This window comes from Limisphaera ngatamarikiensis, from assembly GCF_011044775.1.
GTDB lineage: Bacteria > Verrucomicrobiota > Verrucomicrobiia > Limisphaerales > Limisphaeraceae > Limisphaera > Limisphaera ngatamarikiensis.
On the sequence record NZ_JAAKYA010000011.1, the window covers coordinates 1 to 25,916 of the forward strand.

Consider the following 25,916-nt stretch of genomic DNA (forward strand, 5'->3'; position numbering starts at 1 on the left):
CCACCCCACCCACCCCATCCTCAGAACGGCCAGAGCCGCGGAATCATCGCCACCGAAATCGCCCAGAAAATCAAATTCAGCGGCAGTCCCATCCGCACAAAGTCCATGTACCGGTACCCGCCCGGATGGTACACCATCGCGTTGGTCTGATAACCCAGCGGCGTCGTGAAACTCGTGGACGCGGCAAAACACACCGCCATCAAAAACGGCTTCGGGTCCACCCCCAGCGAATCCGCCAGCGACAACGCCACCGGCGTCAGCATCACCGCTGTCGCGTTGTTGCTCAAAAACTCCGTCAGCAGAGCCGTCACCCCGTACAACACCGCCAGCGCCAGCCATGGATTCGCGTCCCCGGTCAAAAACAGCGCAGCCTCGGCAACCCCGGCCGCCGCCCCCGACTTCTCCAGCGCCAACCCCAGCGGCCACGTCCCTGCCAACAAAAACACCACCCGCCAGTCCACCGCCCCATACGCCTCATCCAACGTCAAACACCGAAACGCCACCAGCGCAATGCACCCGATGATCGCCGACACCATCACCGGCAGCACATTCAACGCCGTCAACAACATCACCCCGGCCACCACCCCCACCGCCACCGGAATCTTGTGCCGCCGCAACACCGGCTCGTCCACCGGTTGCAACACCAACACGTTCGGGTCCTGACGCAACCGCTCCAACGCCTCCCCGGGCCCCAACACCAGCAACGCATCCCCCACATCCAACTCCACCTCGCTCAACCGCTGCTGCAACGTGCGCTCGCCCGCCCGCACCGCCAACACCGTCGCCCCAAATCGATGCTGAAAGTTCAGGCTGCTCAACGTTCGACCCCGCCAGGCCGACCCCGCCGGAATCATCACCTCCGCCAGCTTCAGTTCCTCCCCCTCCAGGCTCGCATCCGTGGCGGCAAACCCGGGCAACAATTCCAAACCCCAGTCGGCCTTGAGCTCCATCAGCGCCCGCGGATCCGCACGCACCAGCAGAATGTCCCCGGCCCGAATCGTCTCCTGCAGCGGCATGAACAACCGCCGCCCCTGCCGCAGCACCTCCAACACCGCCACCATGTCCCCCCGACTCAACGGCGTCTGACCCAGGACCCGCCCCGCCAACCGCGAATCCTCGCGCACCCGCAGCTCCGCCAGATACGGCCCCAGCTGATAACTTTCCACCCGCTGAACGCCCCGGCGGTGGGGCAACCACCACCACCCCGCCACCACCAGGTACACCGAGCCCACACCCAACAACACCACCCCCAACGGCGCAAACTCAAACAGCTGAAACGATCCCACCCCGGCCCGCTCTGACAACGCATTCACCAGCAGGTTCGTCGAGGTCCCCACCAGCGTGCACACCCCGCCCATCTGCGCCGCATACGAAAGCGGAATCAACACCCGCGAGGGCGATACCCCACCCCTGGCACACGCCGCCAACACCATCGGCAAAAACACCGCCACCACCGCCGTGTTGTTGATGAACGCCGAAACCGCCCCCGCCAAAAGCACCGTCACCAGCACCAACCACACCGGATGCCGCGCCAATCCCTCCAACCACCGCGCCACAAACTCCACCGCTCCCGTCTTCTGCAGCCCGGCGCTCAACACAAACATCGCCGCCACCGTCAAAACCGCCGGATTGCTGAAACCCGACACCCCCTCCGACGGCGTGATCCACCGCCCCGGCGCCCCCCACCCGAGAAACTGCAACACCAACCCGGTCAGGATCAGCGCCGCCATCAACATCAGCGCCACCAAATCCACCCGGAATCGCTCCGTCACAAACAACCAAACCGCCCCGGCGGTGATGACCAGAACCAGCACAATCTCCATCGTTCATCCGGAGAATAAGAAAGCGTGCGCTCCGGGTAAACCCGCGTTGCGCCCGCCCACCTCGAACCGGGCGGATCCCCGCCCCTCAATCACAGCAGCCCGGGCCCCGGCCTCTGCCACTCAGAAACCAGCGCGGCACCATGATCGCACCCGCCCGGCCATCCCAGTCCCACCCACGCCACAGACCCGGTACCGGTGGCAGACTCGCACATCGGCCCGGACCGGCCCGCTTCGTTCACCTCCCTTACTGCCGCACCGACAGCCCGCTCCCAACCCCCATCGACCGCCTCGACGACCATCGCAACAAGCCCAAGTGGACCCGTCAAGCCGAGCTGTACCACGAAATCCACGCTTTGGACCAGGGACCCCGAACCCGCATCCATCGAAGACGAGGACAAGGCCGTCGTCTACACCGTCCAGCGCGACTTCTTCCAGATCGCACGAAACCATTGGCACCAGGTCCGGGGCAATTTCATGGTCACCTGCTCCGTCACACTCCGGGCACGGGCTCGAGTCTATCGCCACCCCATGAATCACGAATCACGTGCCGGAAGACACCCACAATCCCCGTTGCACCACCAGATTCACACCGTGGCCACAACTCCTGCAAGAACTCCTCACCGGTGCCTTCACGACAGGTTCCCGGCCAAAGGTCAGGTCGAACACTTCGGCCTCATCCACCGCGAATTGGCCAGGGTCATTCGGCATACCGATCCCCCAAAAAAAGCCCCCACGAGTGGCTGCAACGGCCCAACAACCCGAATCCGCCGCTGTCCACCGCAGGCCCAAGAATCTCCCCACGGGCAGCTCAAACACGCCGCAACACACACGCCTCCTCAATCCCGGTGGAACAGCCATTCCCCACCAACGAACCGGAACGGTGCCGCGCAGTCACCCCGGTACAAACGCCCGGAAAACCCAGCCGGCGACCATATCCCGTCCCCCACACAATCCCTTCATAACAAGTGGGTTGCCGCACATCCGGTCGAGATCACCCCCCGAGAGCGCCGCAAGGCCCACAAGATGATTTCCACCCTACCGGAACTTGTACAAGTCGTTGCACATCAGTCCATTACAGCAAACGAAACCCCGGTCGAGTTGACATCCCCCGGGCGACGGCCTTAGGGTTCGCACGTGGACGACGAGGTGCCAGACGAACGATTCCGGCCCCGCCTCATGGCGATGGCCGGGCGCTTTCCTCGTGCGTGTCCCTGTTCCGGTGGGTTCACCCCATGAGCCCGGGCCGGTCCGTATGATTTCCGATTTTCCCATGGTTTGATTCCACTGCTGTGAATGCATTTGCCATGAAACCTGCGCTCCTGAAGTCGGCCGGTCGACCCCGGCCGCGCAAACGCAAGCCTGATACCACGCCCGTGGAAATCCGTCCGATGCGGCTGGAGGATTTGCCGGAGGTGTACGAACTGGGCCGCAAACTCTTCACCGCGGAGAAGCTGCCCACCCTCTACCGCTGCTGGGATGAGGACGAGGTGATGAACCTGTTCAGCGCGGAGCCCGAGACCTGCCTCGTGGCGGTGGCCGGAGACCGCGTCGTGGGCTTTGCCCTCGGCAGCGTGATGCAAAAACGCGGCAGTGCCTGGCGCTACGGCTGGCTCGAATGGCTCGGCGTACATCCCTCATGGAGCCGCCGCGGCGTGGCCTCCCGGCTGGTCCGTCAAATGACCAGCCTGTTCATCGAGCGGGACGCCCGCATCATGCTCGTCGACACCGACGAAGCGAACCGGCCTGCGCTGGCCTTTTTCCGCAAACTCGGGTTTGGCCAGGAGCTCCGGCACGTCTATCTCTCCCAAAACCTCGACAGCCACCCGGAAGCCATCGAACGACGCGAACGGCTCAAAGACGAGGAAACCGACTGATCGAACGCCGGGCCACCCCCGGCAGCAGGACAAAGCTTCCCAACCCGGTCCGGCCCCCGGCCACCGCCACCGGGCCTGTAACCGCAGCCCGTCCCTCCGCCTGGATTCCCCCTGTAGGGGCGGTGCGGATGGATCCCGGACTGCTTTACAAGCCGGCCTCTCCCTGCCTACGATGCCCCGGCAGCTCCGACTCGTATGCCCGCAAAACGCGCATCCGAAAAAGCCATTCGTGTCCTTTTGGTGGACGATCACCCCGTCGTCCGACGCGGACTCGCCGCGTGCCTGGCCGAGCACCCTCAACTGCGGGTCGTCGGAGAAGCGGCTGACGGCCATGAAGCCGTCCGGGAAGCCGGCCGGCTCCGGCCCGACCTTATGCTGGTGGACATCAACATGCCGGGCCTGGACGGCCTCCAGGTGTGTGAAGCCGTGCGGCAGTCCGCCCCGGAAACGCGCGTGGTCATCCTCTCGGTCCACAACCGGCCGGATTACATCGAACGTGCCCTGGCTGCGGGCGCCCGGGGGTATCTGTTGAAAGACATCCCTCCCGCGCAGTTGACCGACGCGCTGATCCGCATCCACGCCGGCGAGGTCGTGCTGAGCCCGCAGGTCACCCAAACCGCCGTGACCCAGTGGATGCGCCATCAGGGCCGGGCACGCCGGAGCACCAACCTCAGCCGGCGCGAGCAGGAGGTCCTGGCCCTCATCGCCCAGGGACTCACCAACAAGGAAATCGCCCAACGCCTCGGCGTCAGCGTTCGCACCGTCGAGACCCACCGTGAACGGATCATGAACAAGCTCAACCTCCGCACGGTGGCCGCCCTCACCCGCTACGCCATCGCCGAAGGCCTGGTACCCCTCCAGGAGAACCGAACCTGAACCACGGCCGAGCGGACGCCGGCCGGTTCGGCCGTCAACGCCGGCCCAGCCCCCAGATCAGCCACACCGCCAATCCCACCAGCAGGATCACCCACCAAAAATACCGCAACTCCCGCGCCGCCAGTTCCATGACCGCCAGCGCCCTCGGAAACAGCGCCAGCAAACCCGCAGCCACTGCCGCCAGTAGAATCGCCCGCAACCAAACCCGCTGCGGTCCCGTCATGGCCCGACCTCCGGCGCACCCGGCCGGCCCAGTGGCAACAACAGCCCCGATCCCGTACCGCCGACGTCGGCCGGCACCACCAGCGGCGATCGGCCGTTCCACTTCTCCACCAACTGCAGCCGCAGGAATTCCGGGTTCAATCGCAGGGCCTCGCCCCGAATCCGAATTGCCTGTGCCTCCCCCTCGGCCCGGATGACCGCCGTTTCCGCCTCGATCTCGGTTTGCATCTGCACAAACCGCGCCCGGGCCGCCTCCTGCTCCGCCACCATCTTCGCCTCGATGGCCCGCTCCAGCTCCTCCGAAAGGTCAATGTTCCGGATCACCAGGTCGTTCACCTCCAACAGATCGCCAATCTTCTGCCGTGCACCGGCCAGCGCGTCCAACTTCACCTGGCCCCGGTTCTTGACAATCTGCTCCGCCGTCAACAAGGCCGTCACCTCCTTGACCGCCTCCTGCACCCGCGGCGCAATCAGACTGTCGAACGGGTCCCCGGCATACTGCCGGTAAATCGTCACCACCGACCGTTCAGGGATCCGGTACAGAACCCGCAAATCCAGCGTCACCTGTTGCAGGTCCGACGAGAAACACTCCGCCCGCAGCGGCATCGTCCGCTGCCGCACACTCACCGGCACCACCCGCGTCACCAACGGCAGCTTGAACCCGAACCCCTCCGGCAGAAACCGGTCCGATGCCTTCCCCAGGGTCACCTTCACCCCGCGATGCCCGGGCGGCACAATGTAGCTGCCGGCCGCCCCCAACAGCACCAGCAGAAACAACACCCCCGCCGCCACCAGGAATCGTGGCAGAGAACCGGGTAACACCACCTCAACGCGATCGTGCGGGTAATACGGATTGCGTGCGCGCATGGTTTGTCCCCGAAGAACGCCACAACTCGGAAACCGACATCAGAATCTGGCCTCCGCCCACCACCAGCGGCGCCTGACCATCCCAACGGTCCACAATCTGCAAATCCACATAACTCGGATTCTCCCGCAGCGCCTCACCGCGGATGCGGATCGACTCCGCCTCGCCCCGCGCCTTGATCACCGCCGTGTTCGCCTCGATCTGCGCCCGCTGCTGCACAAACTTCGCCTTGGCCGCCTCCTGTTCCTGAATCATCTTCTGCTCGATCGCCCGCTCCAGCTCCGGCGTCAGCTTGATGTCCTCAATCACCAGATCCTCCACCATCACCAGTTCCCCGATCTTCGACCGCGCCAGCTCCAGCGTCCGCACCTTGATCTGCTCCCGGTTCTTCACGATCTGCTCCGCATTCTGCAATGCCACCACCTCCTTCAATGCCTCGTGCACCCGCGGCGCCACCAGCTGACCGAACGCGTCCCCCTCGTAATCCCGGAACAATCGCACCACCGCCGACTCCGGAATCCGGTACAAAATCCGCAAATTCACCCGGATCTGCTGCAGGTCCGACGAATAACACTCGGCCGTCTCCCGCGCCGTTTGCTGGCGAATGGAGACCGGATGAATCGTGCTCACCAGCGGCAGTTTCAGCCCGAACCCCTCCGGTTTGAACCCCTCCGACACACGCCCCAGGATGACCTCCACCCCGCGGTAGCCGGGCTGCACCACATAGGTGCCGCTGGCCGCCACCAGCACCGCCACCAGCAGCAGAATTGCAATCCCGATCACTCGCGCCATCACCTCCGGTCTCATGGTCCGAACCCGATCGCCACTTTAGGTCGCCCTTCCCTCCCCGCAAGCAAAACCGGCCGGAATTCGGAATCCCCGGTCCCCATCCCGCCCGTCACCGGAAAGTGCTGTCAGTCCCTCTCGTAGGCGGCGTACAGCGTCGGAATCCCCCGCGCCCGGAACTCCCTCTCAAAATCGGTTTGCAGGGCCAACAGCTCCGGCGGGGTCTCCACCGGCCGGAATACCGGCGCCGCCGCAAACACCTCCCGCATCTGGGCAAAGTAATCCGGATCGTCCGTCCGCAAATACACCCGCCCCCCCGGCACCAGCGCCGCATGCGCCAGCGCGGGAAACCGCGGCTGAATCAGCCGGTTGCGCCGGTGCTTCTTCTTCGGCCACGGATCCGGAAAGTAGATGTGAAACACCGAGACCGACCCCGGCGGCAGCAGATACTGCAGAAAATATCCGCATTCGATCCGGATCCCCCGCAGATTCGTCAATCCCAGCCGCCGCCCTTTCTTGTCCAGCTTGCGGATCCGCCCCAGGAGCCGCTCGATCCCCAGGAAGTTCCGCTCCGGATGCATCGCGGCGTATTCCACCAGGAACGTCGCGTCCCCGCACCCCAGCTCCACCTCCAGGGGCTGAACCCGGGGAAACAACCGCGCCACGTCAATGGGTTCGAGAATCGAGGGCGGATCATACAACAAACTCTCCGGCGACCCGGGCCCAGCGACCGAAGAGTCCCCGGACTCCGAACCCTTCACCTGCGCGCGCTCCATCCCCTCACTCATTGTGCGGAATCGGCAGGGTGCCGCCCCCGATGAATTCCCGAACCAGCGCGTCCCCCGGAATCAGCCGCGCCGCCTCCTCAAACGAAATCGGTTCCACACTCCGCAACAACGCATGCACCCGCTCGTACCGGATGCGCGCGTCCAGGAAACCCGCATAGGGCTCGAGCTCCTCCGGCCGCGGCCACAACGCGCCCGGCCCCAAAAACCAAGGCTGCAAAAGCGGCCAGTCAAACGGAAACCCGCCGTTGATGACGTGGTCCGCCAGTCCCATCAGCGGAATGATGCTGAACAGTTCCCCCGCCCGCACATAATGCCAGTGCAACAACGTCAGCAACGGCCGGTGCGCCCGGTGCTTCATGTCGCGCAACATCCGCCGCACCAGCCGCACATCCGTGAACGCGGTCAACCGGCCCGTGCTGCCGTCGCCCTCATACAGCGGATGCAACGTCTCGATGTAAATGCGGAACTGACTCCGCGGATCCACCCCCTCGGTGATCGGCGGGTAGAACCCGTGCAAACAGTCCAGCAACAGGATCTGATCCGGTTCGCGCCGGACCGTCTTGGTCCCCACCCGGCGGCCCTCCTTGAAGCTGTAGATCGGTTTCTCAATCGGCCGCCCCTCCAGCAAATCCAGCAAATGCCGGTTCAACAACTGCAGATCCAACGCCTCCGGCGTCTCGTAGTTGCGGTCGTTGATCCAGTCGGTCGGGTGCTCCACCAACGACCAGAAATAATCGTCCAGATTCAGCATCAGAAACCGCAGCCCCTCCCTCTCCAGCCGCTGCGTCAGTTTCACCGTGGTGGTCGTCTTGCCCGAGGAACTCGGCCCGCTGATCCATAACATCCGCAACGGATCGCCCGCGTTCAACCGGGCCATCACCTTCCGCGCCGCCTCGTCCAGCGACGCCTCATACCGCGCCAGAGCCTCCTCCACCACCGGCCGCCACCGACCCGACCGCGTGATCTCGTTCAAACCGGCCACCGTGTGGCATCCCAACGGACGCGCCCAGGCCAGCTCCCGCTCCAAAATCGCCGTGGGAAACCCGTTGCCCATGAACTGCTCCGGCCGGATCGCCCCCTCCCGGAGCCAGTGCCGACCCCACCGATAACACGCATACGCATCCGCCGTGTTCTGAAACCCGTAACTCCGCAACACATGCAGCACGTCGTCCTGGATCTCCTCGATCGTCGGCGGAAAATTCGTGATCAGATGATGCGGGTCGCTGTTCAAACAAACGATGACCGCGTCGGCCAGAAAGTCCGCCAGTTCCTCATCCGTCGGACACGCCTCAAACAACCGGCCGTTGATGTGCGGCAGATAATCCTGCCGAAACCCGCCGATCGACCGCGCCGCGTTCAGAATCGCACGACGGATCCGGCCCGGGTCAAACGTCACCAGTGCCCGGTTCCGTTTCTGAACCTTCACGATCCGGTTCTGTACTGGCATGCGTACCTCTCCCGTGCCCTGTACGACCTCAACCACCGCTCCGGTCCGGCACAAACCGTCCGGCCCGCCGCGCCCCGCGCGCGCCCGATCAAGCCGTCCCGCCGGCGTGCGCCGCGGCCGTCCGCACCGCCTCCACACACCGCCCGCACAGCGTGGGATGATCCGCATGCCGGCCCACGTCCGGTTCCCAGTGCCAGCAGCGTTCACATTTCTCCCCCGTCGCGTGGACCACCTCCACCGGGCCGTCCCGACCCGGCTCCGGCCGGAACTCCACCTGCGAGACGTTCATCAGTTCGCGGAACGCGTCCGCATGCGCCCGCGCGCACACGAACAACGGATCCTCCCCGCACAGAATCAATCGCGCCTCCAACGCCTTCCCAATCACCTTCGCCTGCCGGGCCCGCTCCAGCTCCGGCAACAACCGGTCGCGCAGCCGGAACAGGTTCTCCCACACCTCGACCTCCTCCGCCGACCGTTCCAACCGGGTCGGTTCCCAAACCTGCTCATGCACGCTGCCGGCAGGCCGGCCCGGAATCAGTTCCCATGCCTCGTCCGCCGTAAAGGCAAGGATCGGCGACAACATGCAACACAAATCCCGCACCATCCGCCACAACGCCGTCTGGGTGGACCGCCGCCGGGGCGAGTCGGCCGGATCCGTGTACAGCCGGTCCTTGATGATGTCGTGGTACACCGCCGAAAGTTCCACCGCCACAAACTGGCTCACCTTCTGGTACACCACGTGGAACTCGTAGCGTTCATACGCGGCCTGCACCTCCCGCTCGAGGCGGCCGAACAGGTCCAAAATCCACCGGTCCAGCCCCGTCAATGCCTCATCGGGCACCCGATGCCGGTCCGGATCAAAATCGTACAGATTCGACAACTGATACCGCAGTGCGTTCCGCAACACGCGGTAGATCTCGGCCACCTTCGCCAGCCGTTCCTCGCTCACCACGATGTCGCTGCGGAAATCCTGCGAGGCCACCCACAACCGCACGATGTCCGCCCCCCACTTCCGGACATAGGCCTCGGCCGTCTGCGGCTTTTCATAGCCACCCTGGGACTGCCGGCTCTTGGAGATCTTCTCCCGGTCCGCGTCCACCATGAACCCGTGCGTCAGCACCGTGCGATAGGGCGCCGCACCCTGCGACGCCAGCGACAGCAACAACGAGGACTGAAACCAGCCCCGGTGCTGATCCGACCCCTCCAGATACATGTCGCACTGGAACGGCAGCGGCGAACCCCGCAACTCCGGCCGCCGCGCAATCACCGCACGCGAGGAACTGCCCGAGTCAATCCACACGTCCAGCGTGTCCGTGGACTTCACCGCCGGCTCGGGACCCGTCCAGCCGGGCGGCCGGATCTCCGACCACAACCGTTCCACCGGCCATTCAAACCATACGTTCGACCCGTGCCGTTCCACCAAATCCGCCGCCCGCCGCACCACCGTCGCATCCAGGATCGGTTCCCCGCGTGCATCATAAAACGCCGGAATCGGCACCCCCCAGGCCCGCTGCCGGCTGATGCACCAGTCCGGCCGCGCCTTCACCGCCGCCGCAATCCGGTTCTTCCCCCAGTCCGGAATCCAGGTCACCTTCTCAATCTCCGCCAGCGCACGCTCCCGAAACGTGGGCGTGCCCGGCGGACTGCCGGCCGGCACATGATCCAGCCGGATGAACCATTGATGCATCGCCCGGAAAATCACGGGCGTCTTGCTCCGCCAGCAGTGCGGGTAACTGTGCCGGTAGTTCTCCTCATGCAACAACAGCTTCCGCACCCGCAGCTCGTGCAGCACCGCATCGTTGGCCTCACTCCGACCGTGCCTCTCCAGAATCGATTTGCCGATCAGTTCCGCCGGCATCTGCGCCTCCCGCGGCAAATCGTCCGTCCACGCGAACCGGCCCTCATCATCCACCGGCGAATACACCGGCAACCCGTGCTCCAGCCCCAGCAAGTAATCCTCCAAACCGTGCCCCGGCGCAATGTGCACAAACCCCGTGCCCGTCACATTGTCCACAAAGGCATCCCCCGGGTACAACCGACCCGTCCGCGCACAAAACGGATGCTGATATTCCACCTGTTCCAGGTGCCCCGCATCCAGATGCCGCACGATCTGGAAATGCTGCCAGCCGCACTTGGCCGCCACCGTGTTGACCAGCATTGCCGACAACACGTAATCCTCCCCGTCCACCCGCACCACCGCATAACTGAACGTCGAATTGTACGCCACCGCCAGGTTCGCCGGCAGCGTCCAGGGCGTCGTCGTCCAGATCAGCAAATACGTCCCCGGCCGACCCACGATCGGAAACTTCACATACACGCTCTGGCTGACGTGCTCCTGATACTCCACCTCCGCCTCCGCCAGGGCCGTCCGACACGGAATGCTCCAGTACACCGGCTTCTTCCCCCGGTACACCATCCCCTGCTCCACAAGATCCGCAAACAGCCGCAGTTCCTCCGCCTCGTACGCCGGATCCAGCGTCAGATACGGACGCTCCCAATCCCCCAGCACACCCAGCCGCTGAAACTGGCGCCGCTGCAACTCCACAAACCGCCGCGCGTATGCCTCGCAGGCCCGCCGGATCTCCGCCGCATCTTCCGATCCGCCCGACCGACCCCGCTCCTGCACCACCTTGAATTCAATCGGCAACCCGTGACAGTCCCAACCCGGCACATACGGCGCCCGGTACCCGCGCAACGTCCTGTACTTCAACACGAAGTCCTTCAGGATCTTGTTCAGCGCCGTGCCGATGTGCACGTCCCCGTTCGCAAACGGCGGCCCGTCATGCAACACAAACAACGGGCCCCCCGCCCGCGCCTGCTGAATCCGCTCATACAGACGCGTCTCCTGCCACCGCCGCAGCCGTTCCGGCTCCCGCACCACCAAATCGGCCTTCATCGGAAAGGCCGTCCGCGGCAGATTCAACGTGTTCTTGTAATCCATGCGTCAGTCTCCCAGCGTGGGCGGACGCTAGCAAGCCGGCCCCGCCACTGTCAATGGATCGGTCCGCCGGCCCCAACCCGCACCCACCACCCCACACCCCCAACCCACGCCCCCGGACCTCACCCTTCCCACGCCCACAACGCCGACCCAACCGCCCACCTTCCGCATTTGCTTCTGCGGCCCGTCCCGCCCACACTGCTCCCGGGCGACGGACCACGGCCATGGGCGGTCGGGCACCACTCAACCGCACAACCCCGGCCGGACAAACAGCCGGGCTCAAACCGGGCTCAAACCGGCCCCGGGACGCGGCGCACCACCCGAACCCGGGCCGATCCGACCATGCACGCCATGACCGGGCTCCGGACGCCCGTGCCCCCTGAGCCGGGCACCGTGGAGGGAGTGAAACCTATGAAAACGCGGGTCGTCGTCATCGGAGCCGGCGTGGTGGGCTTGTCCACAGCCTGGTACTGCGCCCGGCGCGGATTCGACGTTCGCGTCCTCGAACGCCACCCCGCCCAACGGGACGGCTGCTCCTTCGGCAACGCCGGACTCATCGTCCCCAGCCACTTCATCCCCCTTGCCGCCCCGGGCATGGTCGGCCTCGCACTCAAATGGATGTGGCGCCCAGATTCGCCCTTCTACATCCGACCCCGCTGGGATCCGGACCTCTGGTCCTGGGCGTGGCGATTCTGGCGCGCCGCCACCCGGACCCGCGTCGAACGCGCCGCGCCCGTGCTCCGCGACCTTCTCCTGGCCGGCCGGCGCGCCTTCGAGGAACTCGCCCGGACCACCGGGGACGAACTCGGCCTCCAGAAAAAGGGCCTCCTCATGCTCTGCACCACCGACCACGGCATGGAGGAAGAACAAAAGATCGCCGCCCACGCCCGCCAGCTCGGCATGCCCGCCGAAATCCTCGACGCGCAGCAGGTGCACCGGCTCAACCCCGGGCTCCGCCTGCAAATCGTCGGCGGCGTCTTCTATCCCCTGGACTGTCACCTCAAACCCGAACGGTTCATGGACACGCTCCAGCGAATGGCCGGGGCCGCGGGCGCCTCTTTCCTCTGGCAGGCCGAGGTCCGCGAATGGGTGACCCGCAATCGTCGCATCCAGGCCGTGCGCCTCCAAAAGGGACAAACCCTCGAGGCCGATGCCTTCGTCCTCTGCGCCGGCGTCTGGTCAGCCCGCCTGGCCCGTCAACTGGGCCTCCGACTCCCCCTCCAGGCGGGCAAAGGGTACAGCCTGACCCTGCCCGATCCCGTCCAACGCCCCCAAATGGGCTGCATCTGCACCGAGGCTCGCGTGGCCGTCACACCCATGAACGGCACCCTGCGCGTCGGCGGCACCATGGAATTGACCGGAACCGATCCCACCATCAACCCCGTCCGCGTCCGCGGCATCGTACGCTCGTTCTGCCGGTACTTCCCCGACTTCCAGCCTGAACACTTTGACCGGATTCAACCCTGGGCCGGACTGCGACCCTGCTCGCCCGACGGCCTTCCCTACCTCGGCCGCCCCGCAGCCTGGGAAAACCTCTGGATCGCCACAGGCCACGCCATGCTCGGACTCAGCCTCGGCCCGGTCAGCGGTCAATGCATCGCCGACGACATCGCCGGCTCCGCACCCGAACCGCTTTCGCCCTTGCTCGCCCCGGATCGCTATCACCAACACTCCACGCCATGAAACCATCCTACCCAACCATGCACTGGGAAGGCGTTCTGCCCGCCATCACCACGCCGTTCACCGCCGACGGTCAGGTGGATCACGAGTTCCTGGCCCGTCACGCCCGCTGGCTGGTTGACAACGGCTGCACCGGTGTGGTCGCACTGGGTTCCCTCGGCGAAAGCCCCACCCTGCGCTTCGAAGAAAAGGTCGCCATTCTCCAGACGGCCGTAACCGCCCTCGGGACACGCGCGCCGGTCGTCGCCGGCATCGGCGCCGTGGGTACCGCAGAAGCCGTGGAACTGGCCCGCCAGGCCGAACGCATCGGTTGCTCGGGCCTGATGATCCTGCCGCCCTACGTTTACGCGGGAGACCCGCGCGAAATGCTCCAACACGTCGCCACCATCCTGCGCAGCACCCGACTCTCCTGCATGCTCTACAACAATCCCATCGCCTATCGCACCGATTTCCTCCCCGAACAAATCGCCCGACTGGCCGATGAACATCCCAACCTCCACGCGGTCAAGGAATCCAGCGGCGATGTGCGGCGCATCACCGCCCTGCGCGCCCTCCACGGCAACCGCCTCGCCATCCTCGTCGGCGTGGACGACCTCATCGTCGAGGGCGTTCGCGCCGGTGCTGTGGGTTGGATCGCCGGCCTCGCCAACGCGCTCCCCCGCGAGTCCGTCGCCCTCTTCAACCTGGCCCGCCGCGGCCCCTCCCCAAAACTCGAAAAACTCCATCACTGGTTCCTGCCCCTCCTGCGCCTCGACACCCACAACAAATTCGTCCAGCTCATCAAACTCGTGCAGCAGGAAACCGGCACCGGCTCCGAACGCGTCCGCCCGCCCCGACTGCCCCTGACCGGTGCCGAACGAAAAGCCGCCCTCGCCCTCATCCGCTCCTCCCTCGCCCGGCGCCCCAAAGAACCCGCGCTGGCCACACGCGCCCGCCCCTGAGAAACCCGCGCCCCGGCGTCGCCACCCGCGCCACTCCCATCCCACGCAAACCCCGACTTGCATCGCCGCGGCCCCAACCGTTTCTTCCATTTCATGAACGTGCCCCACACCATCCAGCTCGAAGGCCTCTCCCTCATCGGGCAGGGCCGGGCCGAACCCAAAGGCCGACCGGTGCAAGCCGTCAACCCCGCCACCGGCGAACCCCTCGAACCACCCTATTACCGGGCCGACCTTGCCGACGTGGACCGCGCCGCACAGCTCGCCGCGCAGGCCTTCCGGCAATTCCGTCGCTGGCCGGCCACCGCCCGTGCCCAACTCCTCCACCGCATCGCCCAACTCATCGAAACCCACGGGCCCGAAATCCAACAACGCGCCCACCTCGAAACCGCACTCCCCCTCGGCCGACTCCAGGCCGAAACCGCCCGAACCTGCCACCAACTCCGTCTCTTTGCCTCCCTCATCGAACAAGGTTGGTGCTGGGATGCGCGCATTGACCATGCCGACCCCGCCCGCCAACCCGTGCCCAAACCGGACGTCCGGTCCCACCTCATCCCCCTCGGCCCCGTGGCCGTCTTCAGCAGCAGCAATTTCCCCCTCGCATTCTCCGTGGCCGGCGGCGACACCGCCTCCGCCCTGGCTGCCGGTTGTCCCGTCATCGTCAAGGCCCACCAGAACCACATGGGCACCTCCGAAATCGTCGGCCGCCTCATCCAACAGGCCATCCGCGAAGCCCGTGCCCCCGAGGGCACCTTCTCCCTCCTCTTCGGACGCGGCAGTGAAATCGGCCAGGCCCTGGTCCGGCACCCCCTGATCAGGGCCGTCGGTTTCACCGGTTCCCGCAAGGGCGGCCGCGCCCTCATGGACGCCGCCGCCGGTCGACCCGATCCCATCCCCGTCTATGCCGAGATGGGCAGCATCAACCCCGTCTTCCTCCTGCCCGGCGCACTCCGCCAGAACGCCGAGTCCATCGCCGCCGGTCTCCAGGCATCCGTGACCCTCGGCGTCGGTCAGTTCTGCACCTGCCCCGGCCTCGTCATCACCTTGAACAGTCCGGAAACCGAGCGCTTCCTGGCCGCCCTCAAAGAACGCATGGAAACAACACCGCCCGGCACCATGCTGACCGCCGAACTCTGCACCGCCTACCGCGCCGGCATCGAACAGTTCCTCCGAATCCCCGGCGTTCGCCGGCTCACCCATCCCCCCCAACAAACCGATCCCGTAGGCACCCGTGCCCACGCCACACTCCTGGCCACCACGGCAGACGTCTTCCTGACCCACGAAAGCCTCATGGAAGAAGTGTTCGGCCCTTCCACCCTCGTGGTCCTGTGCGACAACCGCCAGCAAATGTCGGCCATCGCCGAACAGCTCGAAGGCCAGCTCACCGCCACCATCCACGCCACGACCGAGGAACTGATCGAGGCCCGCGAACTGATCGAAACCCTCGAACTCAAGGTCGGCCGGCTGGTCTTCAACGGGTTCCCCACCGGTGTGGAAGTCTGCCACGCCATGGTCCACGGCGGACCCTACCCCGCCACTTCCGACGGGCGCTCCACCTCCGTTGGCACCCGGGCCATCCTCCGGTTCCTGCGTCCCGTCTGTTACCAGAACTTCCCCGACGCCGCCCTGCCCGAAGCCCTGCGGGAAAGCAATCCACTGGGCCTGCTCCGCATCGTGGACGGGACCCCGCAGCTGCCCGCGTGAGGCCGGGCCCGGGGCCTTCCGGCCCGCACCTCCCCAAACCCTGATCCGCCGAAATTCCGCTCCGGGCCGCCGCCACGCCAGACCCACGGACCGGACGCGTTGAAGACCGCCCCCACCAATCCCGCCCGGGCCGGCGCAACCGCGACGCCCCGGATCTTCAGCGCCCGATCCGGATCCCCCAACAAAACGGATCCGCAGGGTCCAACCGCAACCGCGCCTCGGCATTCACATGAGCCGTGCCGGTGATCACCGGCTCAATCCATCCCCGTTCCCGATCCAGCCAGCGGTACCGACCTTCAAACGTGCTCCCCACAAGACTCTCCTGCACCCACACCTCGCCCTCGGCCAGCTTCCCGTCCGCCGCCAAACACGCCAGCTTCGCGCTCGTGCCCGTGCCGCACGGCGAACGGTCATACGCCCGACCCGGACACAACACAAAATTCTTCGCATGTGCACCGGACCGCGTCGGCGGCCCGTACAACTCCACGTGATCCACCTCCGGGTAGCCCTGCGCATTCACCGCCTGCCGCACCCGCCACGCAAAATCCGTCAGTTCCTCCACCCGCTCCGGCACCAGGTCAAAGCCGTGCCGTTCCACCAGAAAAAACCAATTCCCGCCCCACGCAACGTCCCCGGTCACCTCGCCATGGCCCGGCACCGCCACCGTGTGACCTTTCCGGACCCGGTAACTGGGCACGTTCACCACCGAAACCCGGCCATCGCCGTGCAGCGTGGCCCGCACCACACCCACCGGCGTCTCAATCCGATGTTCCCCCGGTCCGATGCGTCCCAAATGCGCCAGCGTCACCACCACGCCAATGGTGCCATGCCCGCACATTCCCAGGTAACCCACGTTGTTGAAAAAAATCACGCCCGTCACACACGTGTCATCCTCCGGCGGCACCAGCAGCGCCCCCACCCACACGTCCGACCCGCGCGGCTCGTTCACAATCGCGGACCGGTAATGATCAAATTCCGCCTCAAACCGCCGGCGCCGCTCCGACAGCGGTCCGCCCCCCAGGTCCGGGCCGCCCTCCAGCACCACCCGCGTCGGTTCACCGCCCGTATGCGAGTCCACCACACGAATCCAGCGTACCGCCTCCATGCGCGCCTCCGCATCCCAACCTGGGGCCGCCAGCACCGGTTTGGCAAGACACTCCCGGGCCCGGGTTGCGCTTCACTCCCGGCCCCGGCCCAAAATCCAAATGGACCATTGATCCGTGAAGCGTTCTCCATTAGTTTACGTCCAATAAACGCACGAACCGAAAGCAGATCCTATGCAGAATCAACCAACGAGCTTCGCCAGCAAGCCCGCCAGCCGGCGGGAGTTCCTTCGCACCACCGCCATGGCCGCCACCGCAGCCGCGGCAGCGCCCCTGCTGCGCACGCCGGTCTATGGCCAGAACCAGGCGCCCTCGGTCAATGTCCTCGGCGCCAACAACCGCATCGTTGTGGGTTACATCGGCACCGGCAACATGGGCCAAACCCACATCCGCACCCAAAAAGCCCACGCCAACCAGAATAACATTGTCCAGGCGGCCGTCTGCGACGTGTCCAAATACCGCGCCGCCCAGGCCAGGGCCCTCATCGGCGACAATGTCGAGGTTTACCACGACTATCGGAAGCTGCTCGAACGCAAGGACATTGACGCCGTCACCATTTCCACCGTGGACCATTGGCACGCCCGCTGCACCATCGACGCCCTCAACGCCGGCAAACACGTTTACGTCGAAAAACCCATGACCCGGTACCTGGGCGAGGCCTTCGAGGTCTACGACACCGTCAAGAAAACCGGCAAAATCCTCCAGGTCGGATCCCAGGGATGTTCCGACCTCAAATGGCACAAGGCGGCCGAATGGATCCGCGCCGGCAAGATCGGCCCGGTCGTCATGGCCCAGGGCAGCTACATGCGCAACACTCCCAAGGGCGAGTGGAACTACACCATCGAGTCGTGGGCCACTCCGGAGGACATCGACTGGGAATTCTGGCTCGGTCCGGTCCACCGCAGGAAACCGTTCGACCCGGACGATTATTTCCGCTGGCGGAAATACTACCCGTATTGCGGCGGCCTGCTCAGCGACCTTGTCCCCCACAAGGCCCATCCCTACCTGCTGGCCACCGGCAACCCGCACTTCCCCGTCCGCGTCGCCTGCGTGGGCTCCAAACCCGTGGGCACCGACAAAAACACCCAGGGCACCCCGCCGCGTGACGTGCCGGAGATCGTCCAGATCATCGCCGAGTTCCCCGACGGCATGGTCATGCACATCACCAGCAGTTCCGTCAATGAACAGGGCACCCAGGAAATGATCCGCGGACACATGGCCACCCTCACCATGGCCGGCAACCGCGTCGAACTCCGCCCGGAGCGACCCTTTGCCGACGAACTCGACCCCGAAACCAGCGAGCCCTTCCCGGTCGAAAGCGTCGAAGCCCACGAGAAAAACTGGTTCGACTCCATCCGCGCCAACAAGCAACCCAACTGCGGCATCGAACTGGCCATCCGCGTCCAAACCATCGTCTCCCTGGCCGAAATCTCCGAACGGCTCAACGTCATGTGCGTGTTCGACCCGAACACGCGCAAGGTGGCCACCGCCAACGGTCAACCGGTCACCATCCCCACCTACGGTTGGTCCGAGCTCTCCTGAGCCCGCGCCCGACCCGATCGCTCTTCGCAGGCCCGGGGTGACCTGCCACCCCGGGCCTTGATTCTTCCCCCTCCCCGCCAGCCGCCCGGGTAACGTTCCCCTCACAAAACCCAAGCCGCTCTGGAAACCGGCAGATGGGTCGGTTTCCCCACCGCGACCTGCTCCCCAAAAACCCCGACCACCCCCACGGCACAACCCAATCCCTTTTCGTCGCCCGACCCCCGCGCCCGTAGTCAGTCGGTGACCCCTGGGGGATCACGAAACGCCCCGGAACCCACCGGATTCTCCGCCGCAACCCGCCCCGGCCCACGCGGGAATGGCCTGCGTCAACACCTGACGATCAGCCGGAAAAGCCGCGCCCGCATCGGCCAACGTCCATGGAAAGGCCTTCGGCCCGGTGGATCTCCAGCCCTCCAGCGCCATGGACTCATGGCCACTTCGGCCTGTTGGACTGCCTCCTTGAGAGTGCGCACCCGATCATCCGCACGCTTCGCTGTCGGCCCAAGGGATGCCGATCAAGTCCTGCTGCGGCGGCCACAACAGCTGCCCACCGGCAGGGTCACGAAGACTTTCTTTTGCCCCGGTCCAGGGAACGTGCGGGGGGGCGGTCAAGGTCATTCAAGGCCCTCGAGGTGGGCCCGGGTTCGGTTGCTGGTCAAGGGGACGTTTCTGCGATCCGCACTTCAATCAGGGGCCGGCGCGCGGGATCGCGGGATTTTTGTTCGCCCGAGCTGAACCGTCACGGTAGAGTGCGCGGTGCCCATGGCAGAGCAAGTGTCGAGCCAGCCCGGGTCGGAGACGCGCAAGCAGCCGGGGTTGACGCCGGAGGACCTGGCGGCGGCCCGGGAGGTGGTGGACCGGATTTCGCGGAACATCGCCCGTGTGATGCAGGGACAGGCCGCGGCCACGCGCAAGTTGCTGGCCGCGTTTGCCAGCGGGGGACATGTGTTGTTGGAGGATTTTCCCGGCACGGGCAAGACCACGCTGGCCAAGGCCCTGGCCCGGTCCATTGACGCCACGTTCAAACGGATCCAGTTCACGCCGGATCTGTTGCCCTCGGACATTCTGGGGGTGTCGGTCTTCAGCCAGCTGGATCAACAGTTCCACTTCCACGAAGGGCCGGTGTTCACGAACATCCTGTTGGCCGACGAGATCAACCGGGCCTCGCCCCGGACCCAGTCGGCACTGCTGGAAGCCATGGGCGAGGGTCAGGTGAGCGTGGAAGGCGAACGCCGGCATCTGCCGGACGTGTTTTTTGTGATTGCCACGCAGAATCCGGTGGAGTTTCGGGGCACGTATCCGCTTCCGGAGGCGCAGATGGACCGGTTTGCGATGCAGTTTACGCTGGGGTACGTGCGGCCGGAGGAAGAGGTGGCCATTTTGACGGCTCAGGAGCACAACCATCCGCTGGAGGAGCTGCGCCCGTGTGCCTCGTTGGACGAGGTGCGGGCCTTGCGGGCGGCGGTGGAACAGGTGCGGATCAGTGACGAACTGAAGCGTTACATTGTGGAGCTGGTGCGGGCCACGCGCACGGCGGAGGGGGTGCAACTGGGGGCCAGTCCCCGGGCGTCCATCGCCCTGATGAAGGCGGCGCAGGCGCTGGCGTTGTTTGACGGGCTGGACTTTGTGACGCCGGACCAGGTGCAGGAGCTGGCGGTACCGGTGATCGCGCATCGGTTGGTGATGCATCCGCAGGCGCGGTTTTCGGGCCGGACGGCCGTGGCGGTGGTGGAGGAGATTCTGCAGTCGGTGCCATCTCCGGCCTGAGCAGGCGGGTCCGGCACGCGGCGGAGCGGGTGTGGAATCCGGAGAACGGAGGCGCATGAAGCCGGGCATGGGTGGGCGACGTCGGGCGGGCCGTGGCGTGCACCGGTTCCGCCGGTGGCTGCGCCGACGGTTCACGCCGGCAGGTTTGGTGTTGCTTGTGGCGATGGCGTTGAGCGGTTCGATGGGGGTGGATCCCGACAACGCCATGACGTACCAGGTGTTCAGTCTGTTGTTCGGGTTGTTGCTGGCCTCGGCGGTGTCGGCCGGGTGGTTGCGGGGCCGGTTTGAGGTGCATCGGGAATTGCCCCGGTTTGTCACTGCGGGTGTGCCGTTTCGGTACCGGGTGTGGGTGCGGAACGGCACGCGCAGGGTGCAACGGGGCTTGGTGGTATTGGAGGAGGTGGGCCAGGGGTGGGTGGACCCGGCGGAACGGGTGTTGTGGCGGCGGGCGGAGCGGCGTCGGATGCGTTCGTTCCGGCCGGTGATGCGCCGGCGGCGGTTTTGGCGGCTGCCGTTGCTTTGTCAGGGTGCATTGCCGCCGCTGGCCCCGGGGCAGGTGGGGGTGGCCACACTGGAGGCGGTGGTGTGGCGACGCGGGTTGTTGGAGATGGAGGAAGTGGCGCTGGCGCGGACGGATCCCCTGGGGCTGGTACGGGTGCTGCGCCGGTTGCGGGTGCCGCAGAAGCTGGTGGTGTTGCCCCGGCGGTATTTTGTGCCGCCGCTGGATTTGCCCGGGCAACCCCGCTACCAGCTGGGGGGCGTGGCGCTGGCGACGCATGTGGGCCAGAGCGAGGAGTTTGTGAGTCTGCGGGATTATCGCCGGGGCGATCCGGTCCGGCACATTCACTGGCGGAGCTGGGCCAAGGTGGGGCGGCCGATTGTGAAGGAGTTTGAAGACGAGTTTTTTGTGCGGCACGCGCTGATTCTGGACACGTTCACGGACTGGCCGGAACACGAGGCTTTTGAAGCGGCGGTGTCGGTGGCGGCGTCGCTGGCCTCCGCAGTGCCCACGCAGGAATCGCTGTTGGATCTGATGTTTGTGGGGCCGGAGGCGTATCGGTTCACCGCGGGACGCGGGGTGGGCCACGTGGAGCAGATGCTGGAGGTGCTGGCCTCGGTGCGGCCCTGCGGGACACGGCCGTTTGCAGCCCTGGAACAACTGGTCCTGCAGTATGCGGGCGAGATCAGCGGTTGCCTGTGTGTGCTGCTGGCCTGGGACGGGCCGCGGCGGGGTCTGGTGGAGAAGTTGATGCAGCTGGGGATTCCCGTGCGGGTGCTGGTGGTACCCGTGGACCCTCTGCCGGAGCGGCCGGATCCGGGGCCGTTGCGGGTTCGGCCGGACTGGTTCACGGTGCTGGAGCCGGGTCGGTTGGAGGAACAACTGGCGCGGCTGAGTTGAGGGGCGGGGGCGCTTGCCAACCCTTGCGGTCGGCCGCATCGTTGGAGACGGAGGTCCGGGCCCATGGAAATGCACGGCTGGAAGCCGGATGCGCCGGATGCGCCGGGGATGCCGGCGCGCGGTGCCGGCGCGTCGGATGCGACGGCGGCGACGATGGAAGCCGCGGGGTCGGCACCGGTCCAACCGCCGCCGTTGTTGATCGGCGCAACCCTGATGTTTTGGGGTTGGCAGACCGGTCATTGGGTGGTGGCGGGGGTGTTGGCGGTGGTGTTGGAGGCCGCCCGGTGGGTGCGGGTGCGGTGGGAGTTTTCGGACGAGGACTTCCGGCGGATCTGGGCGTTGTGTTCGGTGTTCCTGTTGGTGGCGCTGTTCTGGGCGTTCACGGCGAATGACGGGCCTTCTGCGTTTGGTCAGTTGGTGGATTCGCCGGGATTTTGGAATCAGCGGCGTGCCGGTCAGGTGACCACGGCCACGGCGGCCTCGGTGTTTCGATGGTTGCCGTTGTTGATGTTTCCACTGGCGGTGGCGCAGGCGTACAGCAACCGGAACGGTCTGACGCTCAGCACGATTTCGCTTCTGGTGCGCCGGCATCGGAGACGACTGGCCCGGGCCGGTGTACCGCTGCCGCCGGAGCCGCGGTTTCACTCGGGCTATCTGTACTTTGGCGGGTGCCTTGCGGGTGCCTGCATGCAACCGGTGTCCGGTGGGAGGGTGCTGGGTACCCTGGTCGGTCTGGCCTGTCTGTTGGGTTGGGCGCTGTGGCCGCTGCGGTCGCGACGGTATGGTGTGGTCACATGGGTGGCGGTGGTGTTGCTGGCGGCGGCGGTGGGTGTGGCCGGCCAGTTCGGGCTTTGGAATCTGCAGCGGTACATCGGCGGGGCGGGCCAGTTGGGGGAATGGCTGGCGGGGTTGCGTCGGACGGGGGCGGCTCCGGACCTCAACACGGCGCAGATTTCGTGGGAGGGCCTGGCGCCGTGGAAACTTTCGACGCGGATTGCGGTGCGGCTGGAGGTATTGCAGGGGCCGGCTCCGGCGTATTTGCGGCAGGGGGTGTACCGGCTGTTCATGCCGCCCTACTGGTTGAACGGGGAGCAGGAAAACGCCTTCATGCCGGTGAACGAAACACCGCCCGAGAGCGGCAACTGGCCGTTGGTCCAGCAGTCGGAGGGGTCGGCGGTGGTGCGGGTGGTGACCTGGTTGCACGGGCGCAAGGATGAATCCCGGGCCGGCGTGTTGCCGTTGCCGCCGCGAACGGTGTTGTTGCGGAACTTTCCTGCGTTCAGTGTGGAACGGCATCCGTTGGGGGCGGTGCTGGTCACCGGGCCGGGGATGGTGGTGTTTGAGGCGGTGCACCAGGGGTCGGCGGGCTGGGAAAGTCCGCCGGAGCCGGACCTGGACCTGAGCGTGCCGGAGAATCTGGTGCCGGTGCTGGACAGGGTCATTGCGGAGATGGGGTTGCCGGGGCGGGCTTCGTGGGCGGTGGCACGGCCCGCACTGACCCGGTTTTTTGAGGAGAAGTTCCAGTACCGGCTCTGGCAACCGCGGCCGCGCTACGGGCGACGCGAGCAACGGCCGCTGGAACAGTTTCTTTTGCAGAGCCGGGCCGGGCACTGCGAGTACTTTGCCACGGCCACGGTGTTGTTGTTGCGCCGGCTGGGCATCCCGGCCCGGTACACCGTGGGGTACGCCGTACACGAGGGGTCGGGTCGCCGGTACGTGGTGCGGGACCGGGACGCCCATGCCTGGTGCCAGGTCTGGAACGCGGAGGCGGGCCGGTGGGAGGATTTCGACACGACACCGGCGGATTGGATCGCTCAGGAACGGACGCGGGAATCCGGCTGGTTGTGGTGGCAGGATTTTTGGAGCTGGATCCGGTACCAGGTCGGACTGGCCTGGTGGGGTTACACGCGGTTGCGGCAGTATCTGTTGTGGTTTTTCGTGCCCGTCCTGGCGGTGTTGCTGGTCCAGGTGATGTTTCGTCGCGGCCGGCGTCGCACGGCGCGCTCCGGCGACAACCGCGGGGCCTGGGCCGGGCCGGGGCTGGATTCGGAGTTTTATGAATTGGAGCGATGGCTGGCGGCGCGGGGTTGGGCCCGGCAACCTCACGAACCGCCGGGCCGATGGCTCCGGCGGGTACGGACCGGCTTCCCGGCGGACCTGTGGACGCCGGCCTGGGAGGAGGCCCTGCGCCTGCACTATCGGTACCGATTTGATCCGCGGGGGTTGGAGCCGGCGGACCGGGAACGGTTGCGCCTGCGGGTCCGGGAATGCCTGCAAACGCTGCGGGCGCGGCGCAGGCGCCCTGTGCCGCTAGGCGTCTGAGTCGCCGGGGCCGACCCGGGAATGCCGCCGGGGACGTTCAGCCGAGGATCCTGCGGCCTTCGTCCAGGAAAATGCCCTTGAAATTCATTTCGAGGGCCTGCGGGTTGCTGGCCTTGGAAAGGGCCTCTTTCTCGGTGATGATGCCGTCGCGAACCAGTTGGAAGAGGGACTGGTTGAAGGTGAGCATGCCGTCGTCCGTGCCGGTTTCGATGGCGGCGGGCAGTTTGTCGAGCCGGTTTTCTTCGATGAGTTTCCTGACCGTGGGCGTGTTGATGAGGATTTCGAAGGCCGGGGTCATGCCGCCGGCGATGGTGTTGCACATGCGCTGGCAGATGACGGCCTGGAGGGTGCCGGCCAGTTGCCGGCGGATCTGTTCGCGTTCCTCCGCCTTGAAGAAGTCCAGGATGCGGCTGATGGACTGGGCCGCGTTGGTCGTGTGAAGGGTGGAAAGCACGAGGTGCCCCGTATCGGCGGCGCTCATGGCGGCGGTGAAGCTGATGGCGTCGCGCATTTCGCCGATCATGATGATGTCCGGGTCCTGCCGCAGCACGTGCTTGAGCGCGTGATGGAAGGACAGGGTGTCCAACCCCACCTCGCGCTGTTCGATGATGCACTGGTTGTCCTCGAACACGTACTCGATCGGGTCTTCGAGCGTGATGATGTGTTTGCGGAAGTTGGCGTTGATGTGTTCAATCATCGCGGCGAGGGTAGTGGACTTGCCACAGCCGGTGGAACCCGCCACCAGGACGATGCCGCGGGGCGATTCGGCGATGCGCTTGATCTGCGGCAGCAGACCCAGTTCCTCAAAGCTGGGGACCTGGGTTTTGACGTAGCGCATGGCCAGGCACCATTGACCGCGCTGTTGAAAGAGGTTGGTCCGGAACCGGCCAATCCCCGGCACGTAGTAGGAAAAGTCAATTTCGCGCTCGGCTTCGAGGCGCTTTTTCAAATGCTGGGGCGTGATCTGGGCCACAATCTCCTCCATCCACTCCTGCGTGGGGATGGGAGCGTCCACGGTGATGAGTTGACGGTTGATGCGGAACACGACCGGGGCGTCGATCTTGAGGTGTACGTCGGACGCGCCTCCCTCCACGGCAGCCTTCAAAATCTTGTGGAACAGTTCCAGTGCCATGGCCCCAGCATACTCCAGCCGCACGGGTTTGTGCCAGAGGGGAAAAAGGATCGCACCCTTGCGGAGCGACGCGGCTGTGCCAGAGTCTGGCGTTCGTGGTGCTGCGTTTCGGGCGGGGTTCAATCCCCCGCCCCGCACGCATCGAACAGGGACAATGCAGCAGTTGCCTTCATCACGGCAGTCGCGCCGGTCCAGCCCCGCGTGGGCCCGGCAGGAAGCGGATGCGGCGCCGCCCGGCCGTGGTCGTGCGCCGGTTCGACGCCGCGCCCGGGCTTTTACGCTGGTCGAGCTTCTGACCGTGGTGGCGGTGGTGGGGGTTCTGGCGGCTCTGCTGTTGCCCGCGCTGCAACGGGCGCGGCGGCTGGCCCAGCGGACCACCTGCCTGAACCAGCTGCGTCAGCAGGGGATGGCCTGGCGAATGTACCTGGACGAAAACGACAGCCGGTTTCCGGACCGACGCGATTTGAAAACGTTGCTTCCCGGCGGGTACCGGCCGTGGGCGGACTGGCCGCCCAGCGATCCGCGAGCCGGCTGGGCAGCAGTAGTACTGGCCGGCGCGGGGTTGGAGGGCGGGGTTTGGGACTGTCCGTCGGCGCGGGCGGGATCATTGGCCGGTCGTCCCCAGGTATGGCAGGCGGGCGGATTGCAGGAGTCGGCGCCGGTGGTCCGGTATTGGATGTGGCGGTTTGACCGGGTGGACGAGCCGGTGC

19 protein-coding genes are annotated in these 25,916 nt (G+C 65.9%); 10 read left to right on the forward strand and 9 right to left on the reverse strand.

Going from position 1 to position 25,916, the window contains the following annotated elements; genetic code table 11:
• Positions 1-20 precede the first annotated feature (20 nt).
• On the reverse strand, positions 21-1,823 hold the full coding sequence (locus tag G4L39_RS01660; RefSeq protein WP_165105422.1) for an SLC13 family permease: 1,803 nt from the start codon (positions 1,821-1,823) through the stop codon (positions 21-23).
• A 1,304-nt stretch (positions 1,824-3,127) separates the two neighbouring features.
• On the opposite strand from G4L39_RS01660, the gene G4L39_RS01665 reads away from it, so the two are divergent.
• Positions 3,128-3,697 (forward strand): GNAT family N-acetyltransferase, encoded by a 570-nt coding sequence (locus G4L39_RS01665; RefSeq protein ID WP_165105424.1) that lies wholly within the window; start codon positions 3,128-3,130, stop codon positions 3,695-3,697.
• A gap of 195 nt (positions 3,698-3,892) precedes the next feature.
• Positions 3,893-4,573, forward strand: coding sequence for a response regulator (locus G4L39_RS01670; RefSeq protein WP_165105426.1), 681 nt, complete (start codon positions 3,893-3,895; stop codon positions 4,571-4,573).
• 34 nt (positions 4,574-4,607) lie between these two features.
• Here the strand turns inward: G4L39_RS01670 and G4L39_RS01675 are convergent, their stop codons facing one another.
• The 6 genes from G4L39_RS01675 to ileS all read right to left on the reverse strand — a co-directional run bounded on the left by G4L39_RS01675 (position 4,608) and on the right by ileS (position 11,622).
• Positions 4,608-4,796 (reverse strand): hypothetical protein, encoded by a 189-nt coding sequence (locus tag G4L39_RS01675; RefSeq protein WP_165105427.1) that lies wholly within the window; start codon positions 4,794-4,796, stop codon positions 4,608-4,610.
• Positions 4,793-5,662, reverse strand: coding sequence for a prohibitin family protein (locus G4L39_RS01680; RefSeq protein WP_165105429.1), 870 nt, complete (start codon positions 5,660-5,662; stop codon positions 4,793-4,795). The genes G4L39_RS01675 and G4L39_RS01680 overlap by 4 nt, the downstream gene beginning before the upstream one ends.
• Positions 5,622-6,467: a prohibitin family protein gene (locus tag G4L39_RS01685; protein WP_165105430.1), complete on the reverse strand. Its 846-nt coding sequence runs from the start codon at positions 6,465-6,467 to the stop codon at positions 5,622-5,624. Before G4L39_RS01685 ends, G4L39_RS01680 begins: the two co-directional genes overlap by 41 nt.
• A gap of 107 nt (positions 6,468-6,574) precedes the next feature.
• On the reverse strand, positions 6,575-7,234 hold the full coding sequence (gene trmB / locus G4L39_RS01690) for a tRNA (guanosine(46)-N7)-methyltransferase TrmB (protein ID WP_240893731.1): 660 nt from the start codon (positions 7,232-7,234) through the stop codon (positions 6,575-6,577).
• Entirely contained in the window at positions 7,227-8,681 is a 1,455-nt protein-coding gene (locus G4L39_RS01695; RefSeq protein ID WP_165105432.1) for a uridine kinase family protein, read from the reverse strand. Before G4L39_RS01695 ends, trmB begins: the two co-directional genes overlap by 8 nt.
• An 88-nt stretch (positions 8,682-8,769) precedes the next feature.
• The gene (gene ileS, locus G4L39_RS01700; RefSeq protein ID WP_165105434.1) at positions 8,770-11,622 is read right to left on the reverse strand and encodes an isoleucine--tRNA ligase; all 2,853 of its coding nucleotides are present in this window, start codon (positions 11,620-11,622) and stop codon (positions 8,770-8,772) included.
• A 348-nt stretch (positions 11,623-11,970) separates the two neighbouring features.
• Between ileS and G4L39_RS01705 the strand changes: the two genes are divergently transcribed.
• The 3 genes from G4L39_RS01705 to G4L39_RS01715 all read left to right on the forward strand — a co-directional run bounded on the left by G4L39_RS01705 (position 11,971) and on the right by G4L39_RS01715 (position 15,941).
• The gene (locus G4L39_RS01705) at positions 11,971-13,302 is read left to right on the forward strand and encodes an NAD(P)/FAD-dependent oxidoreductase (protein ID WP_276607514.1); all 1,332 of its coding nucleotides are present in this window, start codon (positions 11,971-11,973) and stop codon (positions 13,300-13,302) included.
• A complete protein-coding gene (locus G4L39_RS01710; protein ID WP_205880700.1) occupies positions 13,299-14,240 on the forward strand; it encodes a dihydrodipicolinate synthase family protein in 942 nt (313 codons plus the stop codon). Before G4L39_RS01705 ends, G4L39_RS01710 begins: the two co-directional genes overlap by 4 nt.
• A 93-nt stretch (positions 14,241-14,333) precedes the next feature.
• On the forward strand, positions 14,334-15,941 hold the full coding sequence (locus tag G4L39_RS01715) for an aldehyde dehydrogenase (NADP(+)) (RefSeq protein WP_165105437.1): 1,608 nt from the start codon (positions 14,334-14,336) through the stop codon (positions 15,939-15,941).
• A 157-nt stretch (positions 15,942-16,098) separates the two neighbouring features.
• Here G4L39_RS01715 and G4L39_RS01720 read toward each other — a convergent pair whose 3' ends face one another.
• The gene (locus G4L39_RS01720; RefSeq protein ID WP_165105438.1) at positions 16,099-17,046 is read right to left on the reverse strand and encodes a proline racemase family protein; all 948 of its coding nucleotides are present in this window, start codon (positions 17,044-17,046) and stop codon (positions 16,099-16,101) included.
• A gap of 172 nt (positions 17,047-17,218) precedes the next feature.
• On the opposite strand from G4L39_RS01720, the gene G4L39_RS01725 reads away from it, so the two are divergent.
• From G4L39_RS01725 to G4L39_RS01740, 4 genes are all read left to right on the forward strand, one after another.
• Positions 17,219-18,586, forward strand: coding sequence for a Gfo/Idh/MocA family protein (locus tag G4L39_RS01725; RefSeq protein ID WP_165105440.1), 1,368 nt, complete (start codon positions 17,219-17,221; stop codon positions 18,584-18,586).
• 762 nt (positions 18,587-19,348) lie between these two features.
• The gene (locus G4L39_RS01730; protein WP_165105442.1) at positions 19,349-20,353 is read left to right on the forward strand and encodes an AAA family ATPase; all 1,005 of its coding nucleotides are present in this window, start codon (positions 19,349-19,351) and stop codon (positions 20,351-20,353) included.
• A 67-nt stretch (positions 20,354-20,420) separates the two neighbouring features.
• Positions 20,421-21,752: a DUF58 domain-containing protein gene (locus tag G4L39_RS15300; protein ID WP_205880701.1), complete on the forward strand. Its 1,332-nt coding sequence runs from the start codon at positions 20,421-20,423 to the stop codon at positions 21,750-21,752.
• 63 nt (positions 21,753-21,815) lie between these two features.
• Positions 21,816-24,074, forward strand: a complete 2,259-nt coding sequence (locus G4L39_RS01740) for a DUF4129 domain-containing transglutaminase family protein (RefSeq protein WP_165105445.1) — start codon at positions 21,816-21,818, stop codon at positions 24,072-24,074.
• Between the two features lie 37 nt (positions 24,075-24,111).
• Here the strand turns inward: G4L39_RS01740 and G4L39_RS01745 are convergent, their stop codons facing one another.
• Positions 24,112-25,206, reverse strand: coding sequence for a type IV pilus twitching motility protein PilT (locus tag G4L39_RS01745; protein ID WP_240893732.1), 1,095 nt, complete (start codon positions 25,204-25,206; stop codon positions 24,112-24,114).
• Positions 25,207-25,360: 154 nt separating this feature from the next.
• Here G4L39_RS01745 and G4L39_RS14540 point away from each other — a divergent pair.
• On the forward strand, positions 25,361-25,916 hold a 556-nt coding region (locus G4L39_RS14540), incomplete at its 3' end, for a prepilin-type N-terminal cleavage/methylation domain-containing protein (protein WP_205880702.1).

Excerpts from the sequence above, each read along its gene's own strand:
- G4L39_RS01660 (WP_165105422.1), bottom strand. The coding sequence starts at position 1,823 with ATGGAGATTGTGCTGGTTCTGGTCATCACCGCCGGGGCGGTTTGGTTG.
- G4L39_RS01665 (WP_165105424.1), top strand. The coding sequence starts at position 3,128 with ATGAAACCTGCGCTCCTGAAGTCGGCCGGTCGACCCCGGCCGCGCAAA.
- G4L39_RS01670 (WP_165105426.1), top strand. The coding sequence starts at position 3,893 with ATGCCCGCAAAACGCGCATCCGAAAAAGCCATTCGTGTCCTTTTGGTG.
- G4L39_RS01675 (WP_165105427.1), bottom strand. The coding sequence starts at position 4,796 with ATGACGGGACCGCAGCGGGTTTGGTTGCGGGCGATTCTACTGGCGGCA.
- G4L39_RS01680 (WP_165105429.1), bottom strand. The coding sequence starts at position 5,662 with ATGCGCGCACGCAATCCGTATTACCCGCACGATCGCGTTGAGGTGGTG.
- G4L39_RS01685 (WP_165105430.1), bottom strand. The coding sequence starts at position 6,467 with ATGAGACCGGAGGTGATGGCGCGAGTGATCGGGATTGCAATTCTGCTG.
- trmB (WP_240893731.1), bottom strand. The coding sequence starts at position 7,234 with ATGAGTGAGGGGATGGAGCGCGCGCAGGTGAAGGGTTCGGAGTCCGGG.
- G4L39_RS01695 (WP_165105432.1), bottom strand. The coding sequence starts at position 8,681 with ATGCCAGTACAGAACCGGATCGTGAAGGTTCAGAAACGGAACCGGGCA.
- ileS (WP_165105434.1), bottom strand. The coding sequence starts at position 11,622 with ATGGATTACAAGAACACGTTGAATCTGCCGCGGACGGCCTTTCCGATG.
- G4L39_RS01705 (WP_276607514.1), top strand. The coding sequence starts at position 11,971 with ATGACCGGGCTCCGGACGCCCGTGCCCCCTGAGCCGGGCACCGTGGAG.
- G4L39_RS01710 (WP_205880700.1), top strand. The coding sequence starts at position 13,299 with ATGAAACCATCCTACCCAACCATGCACTGGGAAGGCGTTCTGCCCGCC.
- G4L39_RS01715 (WP_165105437.1), top strand. The coding sequence starts at position 14,334 with ATGAACGTGCCCCACACCATCCAGCTCGAAGGCCTCTCCCTCATCGGG.
- G4L39_RS01720 (WP_165105438.1), bottom strand. The coding sequence starts at position 17,046 with ATGGAGGCGGTACGCTGGATTCGTGTGGTGGACTCGCATACGGGCGGT.
- G4L39_RS01725 (WP_165105440.1), top strand. The coding sequence starts at position 17,219 with ATGCAGAATCAACCAACGAGCTTCGCCAGCAAGCCCGCCAGCCGGCGG.
- G4L39_RS01730 (WP_165105442.1), top strand. The coding sequence starts at position 19,349 with ATGGCAGAGCAAGTGTCGAGCCAGCCCGGGTCGGAGACGCGCAAGCAG.
- G4L39_RS15300 (WP_205880701.1), top strand. The coding sequence starts at position 20,421 with ATGGGTGGGCGACGTCGGGCGGGCCGTGGCGTGCACCGGTTCCGCCGG.
- G4L39_RS01740 (WP_165105445.1), top strand. The coding sequence starts at position 21,816 with ATGGAAATGCACGGCTGGAAGCCGGATGCGCCGGATGCGCCGGGGATG.
- G4L39_RS01745 (WP_240893732.1), bottom strand. The coding sequence starts at position 25,206 with ATGGCACTGGAACTGTTCCACAAGATTTTGAAGGCTGCCGTGGAGGGA.